Genomic DNA, 16,816 nt, shown 5'->3' with positions numbered 1-16,816 from the left:
TATAAACCTTACACGATTAAATCGCACACAAAGGAATATGCCATGTCTGTTGATCCGAAGTATTGGACCAAGGCGCACGCCACGGGTGGCGGTCGCAACGGGTCGTCCGCGCTCGCGTCGGGGATGCTGACCATCACCATGGCCAGCCCCAAGGAACTCGGCGGCTCCGGTGCCGGCCACAACCCCGAGGAATTGTTCGCGGTCGGCTATGCGGCCTGCTACCTCGGCGCGATGCGCTTTGCCGCCCAGAGCGAAAAGCTGGGCGATGTGCCCGATGATGCGAAAGTCGACGCCGAAGTCGGCATCGGGCCGCGCAGCGATGGTGGCTTCGGCTTGCAGGTCCGACTGAAGGTCTCGCTGCCCGGTGTGGAGCGGGATGTTGCCGAAAAGATCGTCGAACGCGGCCATTTCATCTGCCCGTATTCCAACGCGACCAAGGGCAATATCGTGGTCGAGACCGAACTGGTCTGATCCAGCGCTATCCCTGACGAAAGGCCCTCGCGCTGCCAATCCGGCGCGGGGGCCTTTTTGATTCGTGCTGGCCATACCGAACGCGCAGCCGCACAAGATTGGAAGTAAATTACATTAAAACAATTATTTAAGCGGATGCTATCGGATGGCATCCGCCTGTCATTCCCTGTCTTTTCGCGGAAATTGTCTGACATCGGGCCTCGGGGTCAGGGTTTGGTTATCGGCCGACGGCGCACAAACCAACCAGCGCCTGACACCGACGACACACGCTACCGCAACCCGAACTTTTTCCCGGAGGATCCCGACAATGACCATTTCCCTGCTCAAGACCGCCATCGCCTCTGCCTCGCTGGTCGTTGCCTTGTCGGCCCCGGCCTTCGCAAATTGCGCCACCGCCTACACGGAGCAATGGGGCCGCGGGAATGACATCGGCATCACCCAGAGCGGTCGCTGCAACGGCACGTCGATCATTCAGGACGGCCGCGGAAACACGACCATCGCCATGACGGACGGGTCGCGGAACACCACCGCCATCGGTCAGCGCGGCTGGCACAACACCGTCATTTCCCGCCAGACAGGGCGCGGCAATGCCAATGGCGTTGCGCAATTCGGCGCCAACAATCGCGCCGACATCCAGACCAGCGGTTTTGGCAACGCGGTCGGCGTGATCCAGGTCGGCAACGGCAATTCGGCCACCGCGCGAACCTACGGCAACGGCAACGTCACCCTGATCATCCAGGATTGATCGCCCATGACCCCGGATCGGGCGCATCGCTCGCCCGTGTCCGGGACCGAACCCCCGGTTTCCGTCGCGAAAGGATCACGAAATGACCCTCACCCCTTCCAGTTTCGCACTTGGCGGCAGCCTGGCCGCCCTTGCCCTCGGGTGCACCGCCCTTGCGGGGAACCCGGATCGATCCGCCCTGCCTGTTGGCCCCATGTCGTGCCACGTCGAGACGGTGGCGCGGGGCGCCTCCCTAACCGTGACGGGCCATGTCACCGCGACCGAAGATATCGCGGGCGACTACCACCTGCGCGTTGCTCAGGGCGGTGTGCTGATGAACCAGAGCGGCGACTTTGCGCTCCGCGCCGGGGAAACCGCGCAACTTGGGCAGGTCACGCTTAACGGTCCCGCCGCGGGGCTGGAGGTCGATCTGACGCTCGAAACCGGGGGCCGACGCCTTCATTGCCCCGAAGAAACCTGAAGCGCCCGGGCTGCAGGGCCCGCCCGTGTCCACATCGTTCCCATTTCACCTTTTAAGGACCACTGCCATGATCCGTTCCGCCCTTCTTGCCGCCATCCTTGCCACGACTGCCCTGCCCGCCGCGGCCGGGGGAACACTCAGCCTAAGCCTGACGCCCGGATCGGGGGCGCAGGCCGATCTGCTCCGCGCGGGGTTCGCGATTTACCGGATCGCCCGGGGCATCGAAAGCGGGGCTTTCGTCCATCAGGATGGCAGCCAGAACGGAGCCGCCCTGCGCCAGATCGCTGGTTCCGGATCGCAGGGCATCATCCACCAAGAAGGGAACGGTCATTCCGCCATGCTCGACCAGCAAGGCTATGGGCAGTCCCACGGCGTTTTTCAGTTCGGCAATGGCGCACGGGCAAATGTCGCCCAGACGCGCAACGGTCAGGCGGGCCTGACCTTCCAATTCGGCTTCGACTGACCGTCGCAAGTCGAATGGGCGCCCGGTCCAGTCACAGGTCCCCCAAGGGCCGGGCGTCCGACCTATTTCGAGCAGTCCCGAAACCTTGCCCCCCGGTGGCCGACGCGCGCCCCGGGGGGTCTTTTTCGTGGCGCCTGACCCGTCTCAGCCCAGGCCGCCGGGCCCGTCGCGCAAGATGACCGGCACGATCAGATCTTCTTCGTCGGTCAGGTGACGGTCGATCAGGCGCTCCAGATCCGACAGCCCAGTCAGCAGACGCCCGGCCCCGACCTTTGGGTCCGATCCACCTGCACCCTGAATCGCGCCATTCGCCTGCTCGACAAAGCGCGCAAGGATGCCGTCCAGCGCATGGTGATCCGCGTCGAGCAGGTCGAAGCCCCGCTCGATCCGGCTATCCCGGGTCCGAAGGATCGGAAAATAATGGTGGTCTTCGATCTGGTGGTGGCCGTGCAACTGGTTGACGAACATGCCCCCGAATTGCGCGATGCCTGCGGCAAAGCCACGGGCATCGTGCCGTCCGTCAAGAAAGCTCTGCGAATCGGCCGTCATGCGCGCCATCAGCTGACGGAACATCATGTGGCGTTCCAGCCAAAAGCTTACCAACCCGTGAAAGCCGGGATCGGCCTGCCAACCTTCGCGCGGGTAATCGCGCAGGAGGATGCGAAGCGCATCAGGCAAGCCCGTCCGTGTATCCAGCGCGAGATCAGGCACCGAGCGGCCGGTCAACCCATGCCACGCAGGGTCTGGGTCGCCCCGTCGATCGACCCGCCGTTGCGGTCGAGAACCGCGCCGATTTCGGAGCGTTCCGAGATGACGAGCGACACGCCCTCGATCAGCAGGTCGATGAAGAGCGGCTGCCCCGAGCGATCCCAGACGCGAAAGCGCACCTCGAACGGGCCCTGTCCCGGCATGGTCACCGTGGAATTCACCTCGATGTAGCGCCCGGTATCCTGCGCGCCGACGACAGTCACCGTGCCACCGATGAATTCGCGGAACTGCCGCCCGTATTTGCGCGCCATATAGCCACGAAACGCCTCGGCAAAGGCTGACAATTGCCCTCCGCTCGCCGAACGCGCAGCAGGTCCCAGCACCGATTGCGCGATGGTCGGCATGTCGGCGTAGCGCGCCATCATCCGTTCGAAATCCCCGATCATCGACGATTCAGAGCGTCCGGAATTGATGATCCGCGTGATCTCGCTTGCCACCTGTTCGACAAGCGCCGTTGCGGCGGCGGGCGTCACGGCGCGCGCCTTGCCCGGCACGAGCGGGGCCAACGCGGCGGTGGCCGACGCGATCAGGATCGCGCGGCGCGTGGGGCGGGGATCATTGAACAGGGGCATCGGCATACGGGTCCGTGTAGATGTCAGCTGCGTCGGTCGCGGCACCATCCAGCCCGTCGAACCCCAGCACGGGGCCACCAAGCTGGAACCGCCGGTTCTGAAGGTAGAGGGAGCGCAATTGAGCATAGCCATCGGCGCTGTCGTAAAGCACGCCGTCGATCACGTTGCGGTTGTCGTAGCGCTCTCCGAACACGTCCAGAACCCGACTGCCCGACACATAGCGGCTTTGGGGTGCCGACACGAAGACGCTGGCCGGGTTGGTCGCCATGTCCACCACGAGACCCATGGTGTCACGGGTCGTCGACGGGCCGAAGACGGGAAGCATGACGAAATCCCCTTCCGGCGCGCCGTAGATGTGCAACGTCTCGCCGAAATCGGTCTCGCGCGCCTCCAGACCGAGGGCCGTGGCAGGGTCGAACAGGCCACCGATCCCGATGGTCGAATTCACGAGGAACCGCAGGGTGTTGTGCGTCGCCTGGCCGAGACGAACCTGCAAGATGTTGTTCAGCACATAAGACGGCTGCGCGAGGTTCGAGGCGAAATTGTCGACGCCCTGCCGAATCGGCCCGGGCACAGCGGTGCCGTAGCCCTGCGCGACGGGTCGCACGAAGGAACGGTCGAGCGCCACGTTGAACCGATGAACCTCGCGGTTCTGCGCTTCGTCCGCGTCGATGATGGTGTCACCGGGCGGCAGGGCGGCAGGCCCGCAGGCCGCAAGCATCAGGGCTAGCGCGACGCCGGGCAGTCCGGCCAAGCGGCGGTGTGTAAAATGTCTGGCCAAGGTCTATGCTTCCGTAACAATCTGCGGTGGCAAGGTTCAAGCTAGCGTCACCCCGCCGAAATCAAAGGGATTCGCTGTTCGACCAAGCGGTCAAACGTAGTGTTAATGGTTTTTGGGCCAAACGGGAACCGGGACAAGACCCGACCGGCCTGAAGGTGATGAAAGTGTTCCGATGGCACCTGTAGCGGAGCGGGCAGCGGGCCCCGACGACCTGACGCTTTTCCGGCGCCGCAATGCCTGGCTCTTGTGGTCAATCGCTGTTTTCAGCATGGCCGTGAACGCGCTGATGCTGACCGGGCCGATCTATATGTTGCAGGTCTACGATCGCGTGCTGGGATCAGGCTCGCGCGAAACGCTTTTGGCGCTGACCGTTCTTGTCGCCTTCCTGTTCCTGATGATGGGCATTCTCGACAATGTGCGGGGTCGCGTGGCAGCCCGCTATGGTGCACGTCTGCAGGAAAATCTGGACGGGCGGGTGTTTCGGGCCGCGATGACGCAGGCGCATCGGTCGGGTCAGCGGCAGACCGGACTTCAGGATCTGGGATTGGTGCAGCGCCTGACCGGATCGCCCGTTTTCCTTGCGCTGTTCGACATGCCGTGGACGCCGCTTTTTCTGGGAACGATCTTTCTGTTTCATCCTTGGCTCGGATGGCTCGCCACCGGGGGTGCTGGTGTTCTGGTGGCGGTGACGCTGGCCAACCGCGCTATCAGCCACGATCCGGTGTCCCGCACTCTGGCTGCGTCACGGGCCGCCGACCAGACCGCGACCGAGATGCAAGCCGAGGCCGAATTGATCCGTGCGCTCGGCATGGGCGACACAGCCTTTGGTCGCTGGCGGCGACAGCGCGCCCTAGCCCTCTCCGAAGGGATGCGCGCCTCGGATGTCATGGGGGGATTTGCCACCGCGACGCGGACCTTTCGGCTGTTTTTGCAGTCGGCGATTCTCGGTCTTGGGGCCTATCTTGTCTTGCAGGCCGAGATGACGGCGGGCGCGATGATCGCGGCCTCTATCCTCATGGGGCGGGCGCTTGCCCCGGTGGAACTGGCCGTCGGCCAATGGGGTGCCATTGCCGAGGCGGCGGGGGCTTGGGCGCGGCTTCGGCTTTTGTTGCAGGAAAACCCGGTGCCACCGCAGCGCATGGCCTTGCCCCGACCCCGCGCGCGGCTGGAGGTCGGGCAACTTTCTGTCGTGCCGCCGGGCGGGCAGGCCGCCACCTTGCGCGGCGTCGGTTTCCGCATCGAACCCGGTCAGGCGATTGGCGTGATCGGCCCATCGGGATCCGGTAAATCGACGCTGGCCCGCGCCGTCACGGGCGTCTGGCGGCCCGCCGCAGGGCAAATCCGGCTCGATGGCGCGACGCTCGACCAATACGACCCCGACATGCTGGGCCGTGTCATCGGCTATCTGCCGCAATCCGTGACGCTTTTCGACGGGACCATCGCGGAAAACATCGCCCGTCTCGACCCCGCCCCCGATACCGAAAAAGTCGTGGCTGCCGCCCGCGCCGCCGCGGCCCATGACATGATCCTCGATCTGCCCGATGGTTACGAGACGCGGGTATCGGGCCTTGGGGCGCGCCTGTCGGGGGGGCAGGTTCAACGGATCGGGCTGGCCCGCGCGCTCTACGGCGACCCGGTCCTGCTGGTTCTGGACGAGCCGAACTCCGCCCTCGACAATGACGGCTCGCAAGCGCTGAACGCCGCGATCAAGGCGATGAAGGCGGATGGACGGTCTGTCCTGATCATGGCGCACCGGCCCGCCGCGATCCGCGAATGCGACAAGCTTCTGGTTCTGTCGGGCGGTGTGCCGACGATCTTTGGCCCGACGCAAGAGGTGCTGGCCAAGACCGTCGCCAATTACGCCGACATTCAGGCTGCGGGCGTGGCCCAAGGGGGCGTGGCATGACGGATCCCGCGCGCGCCTGGTCGGTCCGTGGCCCGATCCTGACCGGTCTTCTGGCGATGCTCGTTCTGGTCGCGGGCTTCGGCCTTTGGTCGGTCACCACGCAACTGGCTGGGGCCGTCGTCGCCTCGGGCCGGATCGAGGTCGACCGCAATCGGCAGGCGATCCAGCATCCCGAGGGGGGGCGCGTCGCCGAATTGCTGGTGGACGAAGGCGACCGTGTCGCTGCGGGAGAGTCCGTTTTGCGGCTGGAACCCGGGACGCTCGCGCGCGATCTGGCCGTAGCGCGCGGGCAACTCTTCGAAGTCCGCCTGCGCCGCGCCCGGCTGGAGGCCGAGCGTGACGGCGCGCCCGACCTGCGCTTTGCCGATGATCTGGTGGCCGCCGCCACCGCCGATCCCGATCTCTATGACCTGTTGCGCGGGCAGGCCAACCTGTTTCAGGCCCGCGCCGAAAGCCTGTCATCCGAGGCCGCGCGCCTGTCGGGCCGCGCCACCCAGATCGCGGCGCAGATCGCCGCGCTCGACGCGCAGGAGGGGGCGCTGGCCGAGCAATTGGCCCTTGTCGTCGCCGATCTCGACCGCCAGCAAGATCTGCTCAGCCGTGGCTTGATCCAGAGCGATCCGATCTTGCGGCTGCAACGCGACGCCGCACAACTGCGCGGATCGCTGGGCGAGATCGAGGCGCGCAAGGCCGAAGCCGCCGAGCGGGTGATCGAGACCGAACTGGCGATCCTGCAACTGACCAGCACCCGGCGCGAGGAGGCCATCGCCGAATTGCGCGAAATCCGCGTCAGCGAAGAGGAATTGCGCCAGCGCGTCGCCGATCTGGATCGCCGCGTCGGAGAACTGGACCTGCGCGCGCCGATGGCGGGCCGCATCATCGGGCTTGAGGTTTTCGGCGCGCAGGCCGTCGTTCGCGCGGCCGAACCCGTCGCCTATCTGGTGCCCGAGGGGCGGCCGCTCATCATCACCGCCCGCGTTCCCGCCACTGCGATAGACGAGGTGTTTTCCGGCCAGCCCGTCACTTTGCGCTTTCCGGCCTTCGACATGCGCAACCTTCCCGATCTGGTGGGCTCGGTCACGCAAGTCTCGGCGGATGCCTTCACCGACGAGGCGACCGGGGCCGGGTTCTACCGGGTCGAGATCGCGTTGACGGATGACGAGATCGCCCGGTTGGAGGATCGCCAGCTGGTACCGGGCATGCCGGTCGAAGCCTATATCCGGACCCGCGACCGCACGCCGCTTGCCTATCTGCTCGACCCGCTGCGCGGCTATATCAGCCGCGCCTTCCGCGAAAGTTGAGGCGCGCGGCCCCTTTCCCTTTCCATGCCCCGCGGATAGCGTCGCGCCAAAGCGAACCACGGGTAGGAGATAACCGGACATGGCTGGAGAGATCGACGCGCGCCTTGCGGAACTGGGGATCGAGCTGAGCGGCCCGCCGCCCGCCCCCGGCGCAAACTATGTGCCCTATGTCGTGGCGGGCGACCTGGTCTTCGTTTCCGGTCAGGTTCCGATGACGGCGGCAGGCCTCGACACGATCATCAAGGGCAAGGTCGGTGCCGATATGGACATCCCCGCCGCCGCCGCCGCCGCGCGGCTTTGCGCGATGAACCTTCTGGCGCAGGTCAAGGCAGCCTGCGACGGCGACCTTGACCGCTTGGTGCGCGTCGTGAAGCTGACCGGGTTCGTCAACTCCACCCCCGAGTTCGGGGATCAACCGAAGGTCGTGAACGGCGCCTCGGACCTGTTCGTCGAGGTTCTGGGCGACAAGGGCCGGCACAGCCGTTCTGCGGTCAGCGCGGGTTCGCTGCCCTTTGGCTGTGCGGTCGAGGTCGAAGGCATCTTCCAGATCAAGACGGTCTGAGATTTGTCCATGCCCAGCCTGCCCGGCCGTTTCACGACCCTGCCCATCGCCCATCGCGCCCTGCATGATGCGGCGTCGGGCGTGATCGAGAACAGTCCGGCGGCGATCGACCGCGCGGTCAGGGCTGGCTACGGTATCGAGATAGACCTGCAGCTGAGCGCCGATGGCGTGCCCATGGTCTTTCATGACGACACGCTCGACCGGCTGACGGCGGAACGCGGCTCGGTGCGCGAGCGAACAGCCCGCGATCTGGGTCAGATCCGCCTGAAGGGATCCGAGGATCGGATCCCGACGCTGGCCGCCGTGCTGGACCGCATCGGGGGGGCGGTGCCGCTGCTGATCGAACTGAAGGACCAGTCGAACGGCCTCGGCGAAGCCGACACCAAGCTGGAGGAGGCGACAGCCGCGCTGCTTGCGGACTATGCCGGCGACGTTGCGGTGATGTCGTTCAATCCGCACATGGTTGCCGCCATGCAGCGGATTGCCCCCGATCTGCCGCGTGGTCTGACGACCTGCGGCTATATCCCTTCGCAATGGCCGCGCCTGTCGCCCGAGATCTGCGCCGAATTGCGCAGCATCCCCCATTTCGACGCCGTTGGGGCCAGTTTCATTAGCCACGACTGGCACGATCTGGACGGCCCGCGCGTGGCCGAATTGAAGGCGCAGGGCGTCCCGATCCTGTGCTGGACGGTGAAATCCCCCGAGGCCGAGGTCGAGGCGCGTCGCGTCGCCGACAATGTAACCTTCGAAGGCTATCTACCGCCCGTTCCCGCGACCGGTGATTGACGCGGGCGCGGGCCGCCCCATGTGACGGTTGAACAGCCCGCAACGTGAACGGCCCGGACATGGACGGTAGCACCCCCATCGAAATCGAGGTTCTTTCCAGCCTGTCGCAGATCGCGGCAGAGGATTGGGACGCCTGCGCCTGCCCCGAGACGGCGGATGGCGGGCGGCCCTTTGACCCGTTCACCACGCACCGTTTTCTCTCGGCACTCGAGGTGTCGCGCTCGGTCGGCACCGGCACGGGTTGGGCACCTCGTCACCTCGTTGCCCGCGCCGAAGGGCAGGTGATCGCCGTCGCGCCGCTTTACGCCAAGGGGCACAGCCAGGGCGAATACATCTTCGATCACAATTGGGCCCATGCCTATGAACGGGCAGGCGGGCGCTATTACCCGAAGTTGCAGTTGGCCGTGCCGTTCACCCCCGCAACAGGGCGGCGGTTCCTGACGCGGCCGGGATGGCGTGAAACCGGCATGGCGGCTCTTGTTCAAGGGGCGGTGCAACTGGCCGACGAGAACGGGTTGAGCTCTCTCCACATCACCTTCTGCACCGCGGAAGAGGCCGAAGCGGGCGAGAAAATGGGCCTGATGTCGCGAGCAAGCCAGCAATTTCATTGGGAAAACGACGACTACGCGGATTTCGACGGTTTCCTTGCCTCCCTGAGTTCCCGCAAGCGCAAGAATCTCCGCAAGGAACGCGCCGAGGCGCAGGGTTTCGGCGGGGACATCGTGGCGCTGACGGGCGATGCGATCTTGCCCGAGCATTGGGATGCCTTTTGGCAATTCTATCAGGACACGGGCGCGCGCAAATGGGGGCAACCCTACCTGACGCGGGCGTTTTTCGATCTGGCGCAGGATACCATGCGCGACGACATGCTGCTGGTTCTGGCGCTGCGCGACGGGCGGCCGGTGGCGGGCGCGCTGAATTTCATAGGGCGCGAGGTGCTTTACGGGCGTTACTGGGGTTGCACCGAGCATCACCCCTGCCTGCATTTCGAGCTGTGCTATTATCAGGCCATCGACCATGCCATCGCACAGGGCATGGCGCGGGTCGAGGCGGGCGCGCAAGGCATGCACAAGCTGGCGCGCGGCTACATGCCGGTGCAGACCCATTCGCTGCATTGGGTGCGCGACGCAGGATTCGCGCGGGCCATCGAGCAGTTCCTGCACGCGGAACGCGCGGCGGTGGATGAAGAGATCGAGGTTATGACGGGTTATGGCCCATTCAAACGAACAGAGCTTGAGGAGCAGGATTGATGGCGGCAAAGAAACTTGACGGATCAGATCGTGACACGGCGCTCGCCGCTCTGACGGATCGGGGATGGAGCCTTGTCGATGGGCGCGACGCCATCACGAAACGCTTTGTTTTCAAGGATTTCAACGAAGCATTCGGCTGGATGACACGGGCGGCTCTGGTGGCCGAGAAAATGAACCACCATCCCGAATGGTTCAATGTCTACAAGACCGTGGAGGTGACGCTCAGCACCCATGACGTGGGCGGTTTGAGCGATCTTGACGCCAAACTGGCCGAAAAGATGGACATGTTGGCCGGGTAAGGTGGGAGGAAAACCCTAGTTTTCCTCCCGTAGAAACAGCCGTCGTTCGTCAGGCAAAACTGCCGTTCCGGCCTTTGTCAGATTTGATCGAGAAGCGTCTCGCCAGCCGACAATTCGCAGACGCCCGGGCCTTCCTCGATGTTGATGACCTTGACCACGCCATCCTCCGCGTAAAGCGCGTAGCGGCGCGAACGGTCATAGAAACCGGCCCCTTCGGCGGTCCAGTTCAGGCCGATGGCCTTGGTGAATTCCGCGCCTGCGTCGCCCAGGAAGGTCAGCCCCGCCTCGGCCGCGCCGGTGTCCTTGGCCCATGCGGCCATGACGAAGGGGTCGTTCACCGAGACGCAGATGATCTCATCCACGCCCTTGGCGTCGAAATCGCCCTTTGTGCGAATGAAACTGGGCACATGGGCGGCGGTGCAGGTGCGGGTATAGGCGCCCGGCAGCCCGAAGATCACAACCTTGCGGCCCTTGACCTTGTCGGCCATCTTGACCGGCTCGGGCCCTTTTTCGCCAAAGATCAGAAGGGTGGCATCGGGCAGCGTATCACCTGCGGAAATGGTCATTTTTGCGGTCCCTCTCGCTTGTTCAACCGTTTGAACGGCATATAGGGTCCGCGCGACGGGCGGCCAACGCGAAAGGTTTGGGAAATGGAAAAGATCGTCGTGGTCGGGGCGGGGCAGGCGGGGGCCTCTTGCGTGATGAAGCTGCGGGCCGAGGGGTTTGGCGGATCCATCACCCTGATCGGAGAGGAACCGGTGCCGCCCTACCAGCGGCCGCCGTTGTCCAAGGCTTACCTGTTGGGCGAGATGGCGTTGGAGCGGCTCTATCTCAGGCCGGAAAGTTACTATGTTGACAATGGGATAGCCCTTATGCTCGGCCAGCCGGTCGAGCGGTTGGACCGGGGCGCGCGCCACGTGGTCGTGGGAGGAGAGCCGGTGCCATATGACCAGCTGGTTTTGGCCACGGGTTCGGTGCCGCGGCGGTTGCCGGAGGCGATCGGGGGTGCCTTGGGCGGTGTGCATGTCGTGCGGGGGTTGCGCGACGTGGATATCATGGAAAAACAGATGCTTGCCGGTAAAAAGGCCCTGATCGTAGGCGGCGGCTACATCGGGCTGGAGGCGGCGGCGGTCGCGCGCAAGCGGGGGATGGAGGTCGTGCTGATCGAGATGGCCGACCGTATCCTGCAACGGGTCGCTTGTGCGGAAACCTCTGATTTCTTTCGGGAATTGCATCGCACCCATGGTGTCGACATCCGCGAAGGCGTGGGGCTGAAACGGCTTGTCGGGACGGATCATGTGACCGGCGCGATCTTGTCGGACGGGACGGAGTTGGCGGTCGATGTGGTGATCGTGGGGATCGGCATCGCACCCGCGACGGGTCTGGCGCAAGATGCTGATTTGAAGGTGGAAAATGGGATTTTGGTCGATGAATACGGGCGCACGAGCGACCCGGCGATCTGGGCTGCGGGGGATTGCGCGGTCTTTCCCTATCGGGGCGCGCTGATCCGGCTGGAATCGGTGCAGAACGCCATCGACCAGGCCGAGGCCGTGGCGCGTAACATATTGGGAAAAAACGAGAAATACGAGCCGAAGCCGTGGTTCTGGTCGGATCAGTACGATGTGAAATTGCAGATCGCGGGGTTGAACACGGGCTATGACCGGGTTGTCACGAGAGCCGGTGAAGGCGCGCGATCCCATTGGTATTACAAGGAAAACACGCTTCTGGCGGTCGATGCGATGAACGATCCGCGCGGCTACATGATCGGAAAGCGGTTGATCGAGGCCGGGAAATCGCCCGCGCCCGAGATGGTGGGAAACCCTGACACCGACCTCAAACCCTTGCTCAAAGATTAAGGCGGGACGCCAAATCCTGCCGAAAGGTTAAAATCCGATGCGAATTGTTGCCGGAAGGTTAAGGGGCAAGAAACTGGCTGATGTGGGCGCGGGGGATGCGGCGGCGCATCTGCGCCCGACGAGCGACCGGGTGCGCGAAAGCCTGTTCAACCTGCTGACGAGCGGCAAGCACGGCGACCCGATCACCGGGCGGCGGGTGCTCGACCTGTTCGCGGGAACCGGCGCCCTTGGGTTGGAGGCGTTCAGCCGAGGTGCGGCGCAGGTGACCTTCGTCGACGACGGGATCGCGGCGCGCGCGCTGCTGCGGGAAAACATCGCGCTATGTTCGGCGCAGGGGGCGACATCGGTGTTCCGGCGGGACGCGACGGCGCTGGGGCCGGTGACGGGGCCGGGCTTTGATCTGGTGTTTCTCGATCCGCCTTATGGGAAGGGTCTGGGGGAGCGGGCGCTGGTGTCGGCCCGCGATGGGGGATGGATCGCGCCCGGCGCGCTGGTGGTCTGGGAAGAGAGCATGGCCCCCCTGCCGCCGATGGGATTCGTGCTCATGGATCAGCGGCGGTATGGCGGCACGGTGATCACGCTGTTGCGGGAAGGCGAGGGATGATGCGGTCCGTCGATCTGGTGATTTTCGATTGCGACGGGGTTCTGGTCGACAGCGAGACGGTGACGAACGCGATACTGGCCGAGAACCTGTCGCGGCATGGTCTGACCCTGAGCCTGTCCGAGACGATGGCGACCTTTGTCGGGGGAAGCATGGTCACGGTCCGTGACAAGGCGCGGGCGATGGGGGCCGATCTGCCCGAGGATTGGATCGAGGCGATCTATGCCGAGATCTATGGGGCGCTGCGGCGGGGGGTCGATGTGATCGCGGGCATTCCGGCGCTGCTGGATGCGCTGGAGGCGGCGGGCATTCCCTATTGCGTCGCGTCCAATGGCAGCGATGAGAAGATGGATATCACGTTGGGGGCGACCGGGCTTGCGCCGCGATTTGCAGGGCGGCGCTATTCGGCCCATGCGCTGGGCGTGTCGAAACCCGATCCGGAGCTGTTCCTGATCGGGGCGCGGGCGGCGGGTGTGCCGCCGGAACGTTGTCTGGTGATCGAGGATAGCGCGACGGGGGCGCAGGCCGCGCGGCGGGCCGGGATGGCTTGTCTCGGCTATGTGCCAGAGGGCCATCCCGATCGGTTGAGCGCCGAGGGCGCGACGATCATCCGGCATATGGATGAGGTCGCGGCCCTTCTGGGTCTGGATCAGTCGCGGTAGGGCGCGGGCGCGCTGCCAGTTTCAGCTGCCATGGCCGCGCGGGCGGCGGCAACAAGGCCCGCCCCGTCGAGACCTGCGGCATCGGCCTCCGCGATCCAGTCGGCGATCACGGCATCGCCCAAGGCCTCGATCTCGGCGGTCAGTTCGGGCGACATCTCGGCGATGATGTTGCCGGCATCCTCCATCGCCTGACGCCCCACGGCATCGCCGGTGTCATGGGCGCGCCCGGCCCAAGCGGAGGCCATGAGGCCGGAATTGGCGTCGATCACGGCGCGCAGATCATCGGGCAGGGCGTTGTAGCTGTCGCGGTTCATCGCCCAGAGGAAATAGAGATTGTAGAGCGAGTGATCGCCCGCAACGTCCGTATGGCTTTCGGTCAGTTCATCCAGCCGGAGCGAGGGCGCCTGTTCCCATGTGATGACGCCGCCATCGACGACGCCGCGCGACAGCGCCTCGGGGAAGGCGGGGACGGGCATGCCGACGGGGGTCGCGCCCAGCCGTTCCAAGAGGAGCGTGGCCGCGCGCGACGGGCCGCGCAGGCGCAATCCGTCGAAATCCGACAGGGTTTCGATGGCCGGTCCCTGAAGATGGACAAGGCCGCGCCCGTGCATGTGCGCCGCGATCAGGTGCACATCGGCGAAATCGTCGAGCAGGTGCTGTTCGGTGAAGGTCCAGGCGGCGCGGCTGGCTTCCTCGGCGGATTTGGTGGTCATGAAGGGGAGTTCCAGCGCCTCGGCCTCGGGGAAGCGGCCGGGCTGGTAGCCGGGAATGACCCAGCCGCCGTCGATCACGCCGTCGCGGATGAGGTCGTATTGATCGGGGGCGGTGCCGCCCAATTGCATGAAGGGGTAGATTTCCACCCGGATGCGGCCGCCCGATTGTTCCATGATCGCGTCGGCCCAAGGCTGCATGAAATAGGTAGGATTGGCGCTCGCGGGCGAGACGAAATGCTGGAAGCGCAGTGTCACCTCCTGTGCGGGGGCGGCGGTGGCGAGCGTGAGGCCCGCGAGGGCGGCGGCGAGGGTATTTTGCAGCGACATGTCAGCCCATCCTTTGCTGATCGGGGTCGGGTTGCCCCGGCGTAACGGGCCGGGATGCTGCATGTAAGGGGACGACCTGACGCGGGCCAGAGGCAGGCAGAGGGGAATATCTTGTGGATGTCCCCCCAAGACCCCCGCGATCTGGCGTCCGGAGGCTTGTTTACGGCTTCTCAACATGGGAAAGTCCATAAAAATCGAGCCAAACGCAGAAAGACCCGACAGGCCCCATGCAGGATGCGACCGCCCTATTGTCCCGCGTGTTCGGGTTTTCCGAGTTCCGCCCCGGACAAGAAGAGATCGTGGCGGCGGTGGCCGGGGGGCGCAACGTCTTGGCGATCATGCCGACGGGCGGGGGCAAATCGCTGTGTTTCCAGTTGCCTGCGTTGATGCGGGAAGGGGTGACGGTGGTGATCTCACCCTTGATCGCGCTGATGCGGGACCAGGTGCGGGGATTGCGCGAGGCGGGCGTTGTCGCGGGCGCGCTGACCTCGGGCAACACGCCGGAGGAAACCGACGCGGTTTGGGCGGCGTTGGAGGAGGGGAGCCTGAAGCTGCTCTACATCGCGCCGGAGCGGTTGGCCTCGTCCGGGACGGAGCGGATGTTGCGGCGCGCGGGTGTGAGCCTGATCGCGGTGGACGAGGCGCATTGCGTCAGCCAGTGGGGCCATGATTTCCGGCCCGATTACCTGCGGATCGGGGAATTGCGGCGCGCGCTGGATGTGCCGCTGGCCGCCTTTACCGCGACGGCGGATGCCGAAACGCGCGAGGAAATCGTCGCGCGGCTGTTCGACGGGGTGCCGCCCGAAAGCTTTTTGCGGGGGTTCGACCGGCCCAATCTGGCGCTGGCCTTCGAGGTGAAGCAGAACCCGCGGGCGCAGATCCTGAGTTTCGCCGCGGCACGCAAGGGGCAATCGGGGATCGTCTATTGCGGGACGCGGGCCAAGACCGAAACGCTGGCGGCGGCCTTGCGCGAGGCGGGGCATAGCGCGTGTTTCTATCATGGCGGGATGGACGCCGAGGATCGCCGCGTGGTCGAGGGGCGGTTCGCGGGTGAGGACGGGTTGATCGTGGTGGCAACCATCGCCTTTGGCATGGGGGTGGACAAGCCCGATATCCGCTGGGTCGCCCATGCCGATCTGCCCAAGTCGATCGAGGGGTATTACCAGGAGATCGGGCGCGCGGGGCGCGATGGGGCGCCGGCCGATACGCTGACGCTGTTCGGGCCCGATGACATCCGGTTTCGTCGGAGCCAGATCGACGAGGGGCTGGCGCCGCCCGAGCGGAAGGAGGCCGATCACGCGCGGCTGAACGCGCTGTTGGGGCTGGCCGAGGCGCTGGGCTGTCGGCGGCGGGTGCTGTTGGGATATTTCGGGGAGGTGTCGGAGGCTTGCGGAAATTGCGATCTTTGCGCCAACCCGCCCGAGGTGTTCGATGCCACGACGCCGGTGAGAAAGGCGCTGTCGGCGATCTTGCGGACGGGCGAATGGTTCGGGGCGGGGCATCTGATCGACGTGCTGACCGGGACGGCGACGGAGAAGGTGCGCGAGCGCGGGCATGACATGCTGCCCACCTACGGGGTGGGCACGGAATTCGACAAGCGCGGCTGGCAGGCGGTGTTCCGGCAGATGGCGGCGCATGATCTGGTGCGGCCCGATCCGGGGCGGCATGGTGCGCTGCGGATGACGGAAGCGGCGCGGCCGATCCTGCGGGGCGAGGCGGGGATCACGCTGCGCCGGGACACGATCGCCAAGGCACCGCGCAGCCCGCAGGTGAAGATGCTGGTGAGCGAAGAGGATGCGCCGCTGTTGTCGGCGCTGAAGGCCAAGCGGCGCGCGCTGGCCGAAGCGGCGCGGGTGCCGGCCTATGTGATTTTCACCGACAAGACGCTGATCGAGATGGCCGAGACGCGGCCCGCGACGCTGGACCAGATGGCGCGGATCGGGGGCGTCGGGGCGAGCAAGCTGGAGAAATACGGCGCGGTCTTTCTGGCGGTGATCACCGGCGATGCGCCTGACGCGCTGCACCCCGCGCGGCGCAAGCTGGCGGGGCGGGATGCGGGCGCGATCTATGACCGGCTTGTGGCGGCGCAGGCCGATCTGGCGCGGGGGGCGGATGGGACGGACAAGCCGATGACCTGTTCGTCGTCGCAACTGGCCAAGCTGGCCGAGGTGCGGCCCGCCGACCGATCCGCGCTGGCGCGCCTGTTGGGGGAACGCCATGCGGAGCGGTTCGGGGACGCGTTCCTCGAGGTGCTGCGCGAGGCGGGCTGAGGGGCCAATAGAGCGCGTCGCGT

At 65.6% G+C, this 16,816-nt stretch carries 19 protein-coding genes; 14 read left to right on the top strand and 5 right to left on the bottom strand.

The features are described from left to right. Positions 1-42: 42 nt before the first annotated feature. The 4 genes from QQK63_RS05555 to QQK63_RS05540 all read left to right on the top strand — a co-directional run bounded on the left by QQK63_RS05555 (position 43) and on the right by QQK63_RS05540 (position 2,139). On the top strand, positions 43-471 hold the full coding sequence (locus tag QQK63_RS05555) for an organic hydroperoxide resistance protein (protein ID WP_277825297.1): 429 nt from the start codon (positions 43-45) through the stop codon (positions 469-471). A gap of 307 nt (positions 472-778) precedes the next feature. Beyond that, a complete protein-coding gene (locus tag QQK63_RS05550; RefSeq protein WP_277825295.1) occupies positions 779-1,216 on the top strand; it encodes a hypothetical protein in 438 nt (145 codons plus the stop codon). Between the two features lie 82 nt (positions 1,217-1,298). Then, entirely contained in the window at positions 1,299-1,676 is a 378-nt protein-coding gene (gene csgH, locus QQK63_RS05545; protein ID WP_277825293.1) for a curli-like amyloid fiber formation chaperone CsgH, read from the top strand. Between the two features lie 67 nt (positions 1,677-1,743). Further along, the gene (locus tag QQK63_RS05540) at positions 1,744-2,139 is read left to right on the top strand and encodes a hypothetical protein (RefSeq protein ID WP_277825291.1); all 396 of its coding nucleotides are present in this window, start codon (positions 1,744-1,746) and stop codon (positions 2,137-2,139) included. 144 nt (positions 2,140-2,283) lie between these two features. Here the strand turns inward: QQK63_RS05540 and QQK63_RS05535 are convergent, their stop codons facing one another. Genes QQK63_RS05535 through QQK63_RS05525 form a run of 3 tightly spaced genes read right to left on the bottom strand, consistent with a single transcriptional unit; the run spans position 2,284 to position 4,233 of the window. Beyond that, on the bottom strand, positions 2,284-2,817 hold the full coding sequence (locus QQK63_RS05535; RefSeq protein WP_277825289.1) for a hemerythrin domain-containing protein: 534 nt from the start codon (positions 2,815-2,817) through the stop codon (positions 2,284-2,286). Between the two features lie 44 nt (positions 2,818-2,861). Continuing rightward, complete coding sequence (locus QQK63_RS05530; protein WP_277825287.1) at positions 2,862-3,479, bottom strand: MlaC/ttg2D family ABC transporter substrate-binding protein; 618 nt, start codon at positions 3,477-3,479, stop codon at positions 2,862-2,864. Then, positions 3,463-4,233: an MlaA family lipoprotein gene (locus tag QQK63_RS05525; protein WP_284283180.1), complete on the bottom strand. Its 771-nt coding sequence runs from the start codon at positions 4,231-4,233 to the stop codon at positions 3,463-3,465. Before QQK63_RS05525 ends, QQK63_RS05530 begins: the two co-directional genes overlap by 17 nt. 199 nt (positions 4,234-4,432) lie before the next feature. Here QQK63_RS05525 and QQK63_RS05520 point away from each other — a divergent pair, with 199 nt between their 5' ends. The 6 genes from QQK63_RS05520 to QQK63_RS05495 all read left to right on the top strand — a co-directional run bounded on the left by QQK63_RS05520 (position 4,433) and on the right by QQK63_RS05495 (position 10,364). After that, positions 4,433-6,166 (top strand): type I secretion system permease/ATPase, encoded by a 1,734-nt coding sequence (locus QQK63_RS05520; RefSeq protein ID WP_277825283.1) that lies wholly within the window; start codon positions 4,433-4,435, stop codon positions 6,164-6,166. After that, positions 6,163-7,467, top strand: a complete 1,305-nt coding sequence (locus QQK63_RS05515) for an HlyD family type I secretion periplasmic adaptor subunit (protein WP_277825281.1) — start codon at positions 6,163-6,165, stop codon at positions 7,465-7,467. Before QQK63_RS05520 ends, QQK63_RS05515 begins: the two co-directional genes overlap by 4 nt. A 79-nt stretch (positions 7,468-7,546) precedes the next feature. Then, complete coding sequence (locus QQK63_RS05510) at positions 7,547-8,029, top strand: RidA family protein (protein WP_277825279.1); 483 nt, start codon at positions 7,547-7,549, stop codon at positions 8,027-8,029. 9 nt (positions 8,030-8,038) lie between these two features. Further along, positions 8,039-8,815 (top strand): glycerophosphodiester phosphodiesterase family protein, encoded by a 777-nt coding sequence (locus tag QQK63_RS05505; protein ID WP_277825277.1) that lies wholly within the window; start codon positions 8,039-8,041, stop codon positions 8,813-8,815. Between the two features lie 59 nt (positions 8,816-8,874). Beyond that, entirely contained in the window at positions 8,875-10,065 is a 1,191-nt protein-coding gene (locus QQK63_RS05500) for a GNAT family N-acetyltransferase (RefSeq protein ID WP_277825275.1), read from the top strand. After that, on the top strand, positions 10,065-10,364 hold the full coding sequence (locus tag QQK63_RS05495; RefSeq protein ID WP_277825273.1) for a 4a-hydroxytetrahydrobiopterin dehydratase: 300 nt from the start codon (positions 10,065-10,067) through the stop codon (positions 10,362-10,364). Before QQK63_RS05500 ends, QQK63_RS05495 begins: the two co-directional genes overlap by 1 nt. Before the next feature lie 77 nt (positions 10,365-10,441). On the opposite strand, the gene QQK63_RS05490 is transcribed toward QQK63_RS05495, so the two are convergent. Further along, positions 10,442-10,930 (bottom strand): peroxiredoxin, encoded by a 489-nt coding sequence (locus tag QQK63_RS05490; RefSeq protein ID WP_277825271.1) that lies wholly within the window; start codon positions 10,928-10,930, stop codon positions 10,442-10,444. An 84-nt stretch (positions 10,931-11,014) separates the two neighbouring features. Between QQK63_RS05490 and QQK63_RS05485 the strand changes: the two genes are divergently transcribed. From QQK63_RS05485 to QQK63_RS05475, 3 genes are read left to right on the top strand one after another with little or no spacing between them, the layout of a single operon-like run. Further along, entirely contained in the window at positions 11,015-12,220 is a 1,206-nt protein-coding gene (locus tag QQK63_RS05485) for an NAD(P)/FAD-dependent oxidoreductase (RefSeq protein ID WP_277825269.1), read from the top strand. Between the two features lie 37 nt (positions 12,221-12,257). Further along, entirely contained in the window at positions 12,258-12,824 is a 567-nt protein-coding gene (rsmD, locus tag QQK63_RS05480) for a 16S rRNA (guanine(966)-N(2))-methyltransferase RsmD (protein ID WP_277825267.1), read from the top strand. Then, positions 12,821-13,483: an HAD family hydrolase gene (locus QQK63_RS05475; RefSeq protein ID WP_277825265.1), complete on the top strand. Its 663-nt coding sequence runs from the start codon at positions 12,821-12,823 to the stop codon at positions 13,481-13,483. Before rsmD ends, QQK63_RS05475 begins: the two co-directional genes overlap by 4 nt. On the opposite strand, the gene QQK63_RS05470 is transcribed toward QQK63_RS05475, so the two are convergent. Further along, positions 13,471-14,523 carry a TRAP transporter substrate-binding protein gene (locus QQK63_RS05470; RefSeq protein ID WP_277825263.1) on the bottom strand — a complete coding sequence of 351 codons (1,053 nt, stop codon included), beginning with the start codon at positions 14,521-14,523 and terminating at the stop codon, positions 13,471-13,473. The two genes, QQK63_RS05475 and QQK63_RS05470, sit on opposite strands and share 13 nt — an antisense overlap. A 227-nt stretch (positions 14,524-14,750) precedes the next feature. On the opposite strand from QQK63_RS05470, the gene recQ reads away from it, so the two are divergent. Further along, positions 14,751-16,793, top strand: a complete 2,043-nt coding sequence (gene recQ, locus QQK63_RS05465; RefSeq protein WP_277825262.1) for a DNA helicase RecQ — start codon at positions 14,751-14,753, stop codon at positions 16,791-16,793. Positions 16,794-16,816 lie beyond the last annotated feature (23 nt).

This window comes from Roseicyclus marinus, from assembly GCF_030163795.1.
Taxonomy (GTDB): Bacteria; Pseudomonadota; Alphaproteobacteria; order Rhodobacterales; family Rhodobacteraceae; genus Roseicyclus; species Roseicyclus marinus.
The sequence above is the reverse complement of the archived record's forward strand: the minus strand, read 5'-3'. Positions and strand labels throughout refer to the sequence as shown.

What these genes read in the sequence shown, in the direction of transcription:
- QQK63_RS05555 (WP_277825297.1), top strand. Translation starts at nt 43, where the DNA reads ATGTCTGTTGATCCGAAGTATTGGACCAAGGCGCACGCCACGGGTGGC.
- QQK63_RS05550 (WP_277825295.1), top strand. Translation starts at nt 779, where the DNA reads ATGACCATTTCCCTGCTCAAGACCGCCATCGCCTCTGCCTCGCTGGTC.
- csgH (WP_277825293.1), top strand. Translation starts at nt 1,299, where the DNA reads ATGACCCTCACCCCTTCCAGTTTCGCACTTGGCGGCAGCCTGGCCGCC.
- QQK63_RS05540 (WP_277825291.1), top strand. Translation starts at nt 1,744, where the DNA reads ATGATCCGTTCCGCCCTTCTTGCCGCCATCCTTGCCACGACTGCCCTG.
- QQK63_RS05530 (WP_277825287.1), bottom strand. Translation starts at nt 3,479, where the DNA reads ATGCCCCTGTTCAATGATCCCCGCCCCACGCGCCGCGCGATCCTGATC.
- QQK63_RS05520 (WP_277825283.1), top strand. Translation starts at nt 4,433, where the DNA reads ATGGCACCTGTAGCGGAGCGGGCAGCGGGCCCCGACGACCTGACGCTT.
- QQK63_RS05515 (WP_277825281.1), top strand. Translation starts at nt 6,163, where the DNA reads ATGACGGATCCCGCGCGCGCCTGGTCGGTCCGTGGCCCGATCCTGACC.
- QQK63_RS05510 (WP_277825279.1), top strand. Translation starts at nt 7,547, where the DNA reads ATGGCTGGAGAGATCGACGCGCGCCTTGCGGAACTGGGGATCGAGCTG.
- QQK63_RS05505 (WP_277825277.1), top strand. Translation starts at nt 8,039, where the DNA reads ATGCCCAGCCTGCCCGGCCGTTTCACGACCCTGCCCATCGCCCATCGC.
- QQK63_RS05500 (WP_277825275.1), top strand. Translation starts at nt 8,875, where the DNA reads ATGGACGGTAGCACCCCCATCGAAATCGAGGTTCTTTCCAGCCTGTCG.
- QQK63_RS05495 (WP_277825273.1), top strand. Translation starts at nt 10,065, where the DNA reads ATGGCGGCAAAGAAACTTGACGGATCAGATCGTGACACGGCGCTCGCC.
- QQK63_RS05490 (WP_277825271.1), bottom strand. Translation starts at nt 10,930, where the DNA reads ATGACCATTTCCGCAGGTGATACGCTGCCCGATGCCACCCTTCTGATC.
- QQK63_RS05485 (WP_277825269.1), top strand. Translation starts at nt 11,015, where the DNA reads ATGGAAAAGATCGTCGTGGTCGGGGCGGGGCAGGCGGGGGCCTCTTGC.
- rsmD (WP_277825267.1), top strand. Translation starts at nt 12,258, where the DNA reads ATGCGAATTGTTGCCGGAAGGTTAAGGGGCAAGAAACTGGCTGATGTG.
- QQK63_RS05475 (WP_277825265.1), top strand. Translation starts at nt 12,821, where the DNA reads ATGATGCGGTCCGTCGATCTGGTGATTTTCGATTGCGACGGGGTTCTG.
- QQK63_RS05470 (WP_277825263.1), bottom strand. Translation starts at nt 14,523, where the DNA reads ATGTCGCTGCAAAATACCCTCGCCGCCGCCCTCGCGGGCCTCACGCTC.
- recQ (WP_277825262.1), top strand. Translation starts at nt 14,751, where the DNA reads ATGCAGGATGCGACCGCCCTATTGTCCCGCGTGTTCGGGTTTTCCGAG.